Raw genomic sequence first — 6,402 nt, forward strand, 5'->3', positions numbered from 1 at the left:
GATTAATTGACATGTATAAGATAGATGAATCCAAGGATAGAGAAAAATATATATTGTTAATTCCGGCAATGCTTGATTATCATTTTCCATTGATGAAGTATGCTTTTTATTCAAAGAATTATCATCCTGTAATTATTGATTTGGAAGAGAATGTTGAGAATATCGGACTTAAGTACGTGAACAATGATATGTGTTATCCAGCAATTATAAATGTGGGGCAGATTATTGCTGCCCTGCAGTCTGGAAAATACGATTTAAATCGTACTAGGGTTTTGATGGCTACAGCTGGAGATGCATGTAGAGGCTCCAATTATATTGGAACATTAAAAAGAGGCCTTAGAAAGGCAGGATTTGAGGATGTTCCAGTCTTAAATATTAATGTCCAGGGTATAGCCAAAGAAGAGACCATGAAGGTAGATATAGGTATGGCCATAAGAGCGTTGGTGTCAGTGTATTATGGCGATATTCTTATGATTCTTTACAATAATGTCCTCCCTAATGAAAGGCATGCTGGTGAGGCAAGGGCTAAATATGACTATTGGATGGACATATTAGCAACTGATTTAAAAGAGGGGCGACATTTATCAGTTAGATGGATGAAAAAGCGCTTCAAGCAGATATCAGATGATTTTGCTACTATTGAACAGAATCCAGATAAAAAGCAGATTGTGGGAATTGCTGGTGAGATATATATGAAGTATTGCCATCTAGGTAATTGGGATTTGGAAAAATATCTTCAGGATAATAATTGCCAGGCTCATACCAATGGGGTGACTTGGTATATGCTCTATTACATGGATACACATTTATTAAATAAGAAATCTGTTATTACACCTTTCTGTAGGATAGCACAGCATTTTTTGGCTGGTATTCAAAAGAAAATGGTTAATGAAATGAGAAGAAATGGATTCTTTACCCTAGATGATTTTATGACTCTAAAAGAAAAGGTTAGACCTTACATTAGCATGAATTATTCAATGGGTGATGGTTGGCTTGTAGGCATGGAATGCGCAGGATACCTGCTTTCTGACTGCAGAAAAGTTATGTCTGTTCAAAGCTTCTGCTGCATGGTAATGCAGACCTGTGGAAAGGGGATGTATTCCGTTATTGAGCGTAGATTATCAGGCAAAGGTCATATCGCAAATGCGGATATAGATACAAGTGGATCTAGGATGAATTATTACAACAGAGTTCATTTGTTAATTCATCAAAACTGATTATTAGATTTATAAATACATTAAAATTGTGGGACCTATGAAAAATTTTAAAAGTATAAAAAGATTAAAAATGAAAAAATATATGAGGTGTAATTTATGAATAATATAAATAAGTATTTTTTAGTATTAGTTTGTTGTTCTCTTGTTTTTTCAGCCTGTAAACAAGAAGATAAAGGTCAAGACAATACTAAATTAGAACAGTCTAAAATAGAGGATAATAATGATTCAAATTCTAAAAAGGAAATAAGTAATGTCTCCTGGTCTTTTGATTCTAAGGATGAAGATAAGAATTATTATGGGGAATATACAGTTATAACATTTGATTTTTCAGACGGTACATCACAAGAATTTGAACTTGATGTACCATGTTCGGTGAATTCCATGGAGATGCTTGATATTGATAATGATGGTATAGATGATTACGTATTTCAATGCTATTTTCCTAATACGGCTACTGAATTTAATCTAATTTACGCTTATAGCTTCAATGATGGCGAACTAAATCAGATATTCCCATTTACTCAATTGTGTGAGGAGGCGGGAGATAGTTTACTAGATTGTGAACAGATGGAAATAGAGGTTCCTTCCGACTACGAAAAAGATAATATCGTAAATGCGATACAAGCATCTGCAATTGATAAGGATTATATTATAGATACTCCTACAGCATATAAATCATATACAGCAACAGCTTACTGCTTAGATGGACAGTGGTACATAAAGGATGTCTGTTATAAAACTTATGATAAGTCCTTTGAGGAAGTTGCTGCGGAATTAGATATTCCTGATGGTGCAGAAATAGAATATGAAGATTGGGTTGACGCTGAACACGCTGTATACAGAGTTGCGCTGCAAAGAACAGAGGAAGATTCAGATGAATATTTGCATTTAATGGATTATTTTTTATTTCAAGAAGAGGATGGCTCCGTAATTACCATAAAAGTTGATTATCCATCAAAGGATGATGACTTGGATTCGGATAGGTATGTTGGAGATGTCTGTGACTTTGATGCAGAGTTTGTAGATGTCACTTTTGATGGCCGTAAAGACTTAGTAATTTCATTAGGCAATTTTGGTGCTCAAGGTGCTGCAGGGCATTGTGTTTATGTCTATGAAGATGGAGATTACGTTTACAAGAAATCGTTTGAGGATATTCCAAACTACGCTATTGATGAAGTAAATCAATGCATAACGGGTTCTTCACGTGGAAATGCAGTAACATACTACGACTACGTTTACGAATACATCGATGGTGATTTCGTAAATACGGATACTCAGGAAACAGTTTATGAAGAATAAATTTGCATTGTTTGTGTTCTTATAGAAGACTTTATGGCGAATTTAATTGAGGTTAAGATTAAATGGTTAAGTTAAAAAATAGTAAATTAATTGCTTTGTTTTTTGCCACTGCATTTGTTTTGAATGCATGTGGAAGTAAAGAGACAAAACAAGAAGATATTGGTGTTGAAGCTGATACGTCAGTTGTTGAAAAAGCCGAAGCAGAGGAAAAGAATGATAATAAAATAGATTCTAACGCTGATGAAAATCAGGAAGTATCGAATTCTATTGAAGAAGATGACTTTAATGATTTTGTGGAGGTTTCGTTTGAACATAAGGATTATCCGTCTACAGACGATGGTAAACCTGATTACAGTGGCATTTATTGCCTTGACTGTTATTCTACCACATATGGATGTTGTGATTTAATAAAGCAAGAAGATGGGACTTACTATTGTTGTCTTTATGAATATAGGTGCTTTAATTATGAAACTAAAGCAGAATATAAATCTGATAGTGTCCTAGAAATTGTTGATGATGAAATATCAGGCACTATTAAGGTTAATGATTTTGACGTTGATGTTTCTTTTATTGAAAGTAACGGTGATGAGGTAGATATATCTTATACAAATTGCAAATATGAATATTCTGATATATCTCAATATACCGGGACTTATACTTATAAAAAGAATGATGGTTCTGAAGTAACTATAATAGTCGGTTATGATGAAAATCGTTCGCCGGTAATTACTGTTGAAGATGGGAGTGAGACGGTTGAATATACCCACAATCCATCTGATTGTGAGATTTTTATTTTGGAAGATAAAGACTATGGCGATATTTTATATGCAAGCATAGAAGCAGAGGTTTGGGGACAGGATTCTGAAGTATTTTCATTTACACAGGGATATAGAGGCGATAAGTATTTAGTTATCCGATTTGATGGAAATACACCATATGTATATTTTAAAACTTATAATCCAGTGGTAATGCATTAAGTGTGAGTATAAATGCTAATCTGAATCTGAGCCACTTAAAGATTGACGATCATACCCATTTTTTATACCCCTTGTTTTTGAACAAACTTCTAAAAATCCCCCTTTTACTGGTTGTTAAGTAATAGGGGGATTTTTAGTGAGATTATTTTTTAACATATTGTTACATTTTGTTTCTTCTGGCTATTGTAAGATTATTTGCAGAATTGGATCTATTTATTGCTTGTTTTTGTTTATCGCTCTGACGATTATTAGAATCTTTAGCTGAATAAGTATTAGAACGTTGTAACTTGTTTAAATTATTAAGGTCAATTCCAGATGACATATTTTTTATTAAGGTTTCAGTGTTTGGTCTGCCATTACCAAAGGTATCAACTGAGATAGAGCCTCTGTTCTGACCTTTATTCAAATTACTTTCCTGACTAGTGCTTTTAGCAATAGAGTTCTTATCACTGTAATATGAATTTGCGCCGTCTCTTCCAGTTTGCGAAGGTGATGGCGGTGTATTATTTGCTTCGTTTGATTGTCCTTGGTTTTGTTTGGATGATTGATTTCGATTAAATGTCCCAAATTGAGCGGCGTTATCACTAAGTGTTACACCATCCTCTGAAATAGCTTGATTTTCATTTCCTCTAGGTACATTAGGTAGACTTTCATTTCTTCTGGGGATCTTGGGGCCGGTAGTTCTTTGTTTTTCATTAAATCTCTTTATTTCTTCTCCATATTGCTTATCAATATCTTTTAATAGTTTGTTTTCACTTTTTGATAGCATATTCATATTCGTATTTTTATTACCTAAATCACTAGAATTATTTCTAATCACATCTGATTGATTATTTTTTTTAAATACTTTATCGAAGATATTTGCCATATTTAATTCTCCTTTTTTATTAATTTTTATAGTGAATTAACAACAAAAACGTTTTTCTGTTACATATATAATTTAATAAATGTAGGCTCGTTTTTTCCTTAATCAAAAAATTCTTTGTATAAAATTAAGATTAATCAAAAATAATTATATATGAGATTATTGACTTAACAGCGAAAGAATAAAAAAGAGAATAGAGCAATATTAAAAAATAACTCTATTCTCATATAAGTATACTAGATTCTAATTAGGCTTAATATTACATTGAATTACCTGGTCTTCGAGTATTATTTTGTTGTTGAGTATTTCCTTGCTGAGTATTATCTCGCTGGATGGAAGGGGTTCTGTTGTTTTGTCTGGTATTAGCATCTATTGGAGTATAATGATTTTGAGTATTAGGTGTTGTCTGATTCTGAACAGGGGTTCCCGTTATTTCAGCCATATTTGTTATAGTACTTGTTCTACCATGTCCTTGACCGACTGGTCTATTTCGTGGATTTCTTCGATTATTTGGTGCATTTACATTATTGTTCATATCAGGGATTGGTCTTAGCCTTACACTTGAGCCTTCAGACACTGTTATCGGACGATTATAGGTGTTTATTCTATTGACGCCGGATATATTATTAGGAATAAATTTTGCATCTTGGGCTCCATTTCTTTTGTTTACATAGACTGTTCTATTTCTTTCTAATTCGGCTCCTGGACCACTATATAATGGCTGTTGTGGCTCGTTTACTTCAGCGTGTAAATTCTGATGTTTTGTTTCTTCTGCTGAATTCTGTGTAATATTTTCTGGTGTTTGATTGTTATTAGGTGTAGAATCATTTTTTCTATTAAATAAATTTGAAAATGCCTGTCCCATAATACTTACTTCCTTTCTTTCATTGTAGTTTTATGTAAATTTTTCTTATTTATTGGCCTCTAGCTCTACGAGGGGCTTCGATTTGGTGGCTTTCATTAGAGCTTTGTTTAGGCCTGTTAGATTCCTGTGAAGCTGATGAACTATTTGAAATATCATTATAAGTACGAATGCTTGAATCACGTGTATTCGTAGACAAACTCATTGATTCATTAGGATTAACTGGATCAGGGTTTGTTACATATAATCCTCTTCTAGTTTGTGTTCTTGAACTATTTCTAGGAGGTACGGGGAGGTGATTTTGCCTGATAGAACTAGTAATAGGAGGTATTGTTAAATTTTCAGGTTGAGGAGTATTAGGTATAGGTGGAACTGGAGGAACATTTTGCCTAACTGTATTATTGGCCTCTGGAGCTGGCTGGTGACCACGTCTTAAAGAAGTACTTCTTGGTGGTTTTTCATACTCACCCATTATAGGTTCAAAAGGTTTATTTTTTTTAAATGCGTTTTTAAATTTATTCAACAATGAATTTGCCATTATTTATTCCTTTCATATGATTATCTAGTTTTTACTAAAGCTCTGTTGTTTGGAATTGAATTAGGAGCAGTATTTTGTCTATTTATTTCCTTATTAGTTGGTCTTGGATTATTTGACATGTCATTATAATAATTCGAGTTCATACGATTGGTACCTGTTGTGGCATTGAAACTATTTGTAGAAGAAAAGCTAGTAACATTGACATTGCTAAATCCGGGTCCCTGGGTCATGTTTACTTGATTAAACTTTATATCTGACCAAAAAGTACTGGAAGATGGAGATTGAGCCGGTTGTGGTCCACTAAATGGTTGAGAGTTCCTTGGCAAGCTTGATGAGCGTGGTGGAGGTGTAGGAGCGGCTCCATTTTGTCTAGCTTGTTCTGGGGCAAAATTCATGGTCTGATTTCTAGCTTCAAAATAAGTTTGCTTTGATTGCATAAAAACATTTTGGCCATTGTTCGCTAAGCTTGGAACGTTATATTGACTTTTGGACATTGAAAATTGTTTAAAGGTTACTCCATTTTCATTTCTACTTACCTGTGTAAAAGTAAAACTCATATGTTGGGATTGCTGAGGCATACCTGCATTAGGTTGGTTGTTCCAAGACTGCCGAGGCATACCCATATTAGGTTGGTTATTCCAAGA

Annotated in this window: 7 protein-coding genes; 3 read left to right on the forward strand and 4 right to left on the reverse strand. The window is 33.6% G+C overall.

Annotation, left to right across the window (positions count from 1 at the left end):
* Nucleotides 1–11 precede the first annotated feature (11 nt).
* The 3 genes from BLP50_RS03290 (at nucleotide 12) to BLP50_RS03300 (ending at nucleotide 3,493) form a co-directional block, all read left to right on the forward strand.
* Nucleotides 12–1,217, forward strand: a complete 1,206-nt coding sequence (locus BLP50_RS03290) for a 2-hydroxyacyl-CoA dehydratase (RefSeq protein WP_090150924.1) — start codon at nucleotides 12–14, stop codon at nucleotides 1,215–1,217.
* 96 nt (nucleotides 1,218–1,313) lie between these two features.
* Nucleotides 1,314–2,516 carry an XAC2610-related protein gene (locus BLP50_RS03295; RefSeq protein ID WP_090150927.1) on the forward strand — a complete coding sequence of 401 codons (1,203 nt, stop codon included), beginning with the start codon at nucleotides 1,314–1,316 and terminating at the stop codon, nucleotides 2,514–2,516.
* A gap of 62 nt (nucleotides 2,517–2,578) precedes the next feature.
* On the forward strand, nucleotides 2,579–3,493 hold the full coding sequence (locus BLP50_RS03300) for a hypothetical protein (RefSeq protein ID WP_090150931.1): 915 nt from the start codon (nucleotides 2,579–2,581) through the stop codon (nucleotides 3,491–3,493).
* A 160-nt stretch (nucleotides 3,494–3,653) separates the two neighbouring features.
* Here BLP50_RS03300 and BLP50_RS03305 read toward each other — a convergent pair whose 3' ends face one another.
* The 4 genes from BLP50_RS03305 to BLP50_RS14275 form a co-directional block, all read right to left on the reverse strand.
* A complete protein-coding gene (locus tag BLP50_RS03305) occupies nucleotides 3,654–4,361 on the reverse strand; it encodes a hypothetical protein (protein ID WP_090150933.1) in 708 nt (235 codons plus the stop codon).
* Nucleotides 4,362–4,617: 256 nt separating this feature from the next.
* On the reverse strand, nucleotides 4,618–5,223 hold the full coding sequence (locus BLP50_RS03310) for a hypothetical protein (RefSeq protein WP_090150935.1): 606 nt from the start codon (nucleotides 5,221–5,223) through the stop codon (nucleotides 4,618–4,620).
* A 49-nt stretch (nucleotides 5,224–5,272) separates the two neighbouring features.
* Complete coding sequence (locus BLP50_RS03315) at nucleotides 5,273–5,758, reverse strand: hypothetical protein (protein ID WP_090150937.1); 486 nt, start codon at nucleotides 5,756–5,758, stop codon at nucleotides 5,273–5,275.
* A 20-nt stretch (nucleotides 5,759–5,778) separates the two neighbouring features.
* The coding region (locus BLP50_RS14275; RefSeq protein ID WP_207645734.1) for a hypothetical protein at nucleotides 5,779–6,402 on the reverse strand (624 nt) is incomplete at its 5' end.

Origin of the sequence: Pseudobutyrivibrio sp. AR14 (assembly GCF_900101325.1) — a bacterium.
Taxonomy (GTDB): Bacteria; Bacillota; Clostridia; order Lachnospirales; family Lachnospiraceae; genus Pseudobutyrivibrio.

Bases quoted from the DNA above. Each gene is read 5' to 3' on its own strand.
- BLP50_RS03290 (WP_090150924.1), top strand. From the start codon at position 12: ATGTATAAGATAGATGAATCCAAGGATAGAGAAAAATATATATTGTTA.
- BLP50_RS03295 (WP_090150927.1), top strand. From the start codon at position 1,314: ATGAATAATATAAATAAGTATTTTTTAGTATTAGTTTGTTGTTCTCTT.
- BLP50_RS03300 (WP_090150931.1), top strand. From the start codon at position 2,579: ATGGTTAAGTTAAAAAATAGTAAATTAATTGCTTTGTTTTTTGCCACT.
- BLP50_RS03305 (WP_090150933.1), bottom strand. From the start codon at position 4,361: ATGGCAAATATCTTCGATAAAGTATTTAAAAAAAATAATCAATCAGAT.
- BLP50_RS03310 (WP_090150935.1), bottom strand. From the start codon at position 5,223: ATGGGACAGGCATTTTCAAATTTATTTAATAGAAAAAATGATTCTACA.
- BLP50_RS03315 (WP_090150937.1), bottom strand. From the start codon at position 5,758: ATGGCAAATTCATTGTTGAATAAATTTAAAAACGCATTTAAAAAAAAT.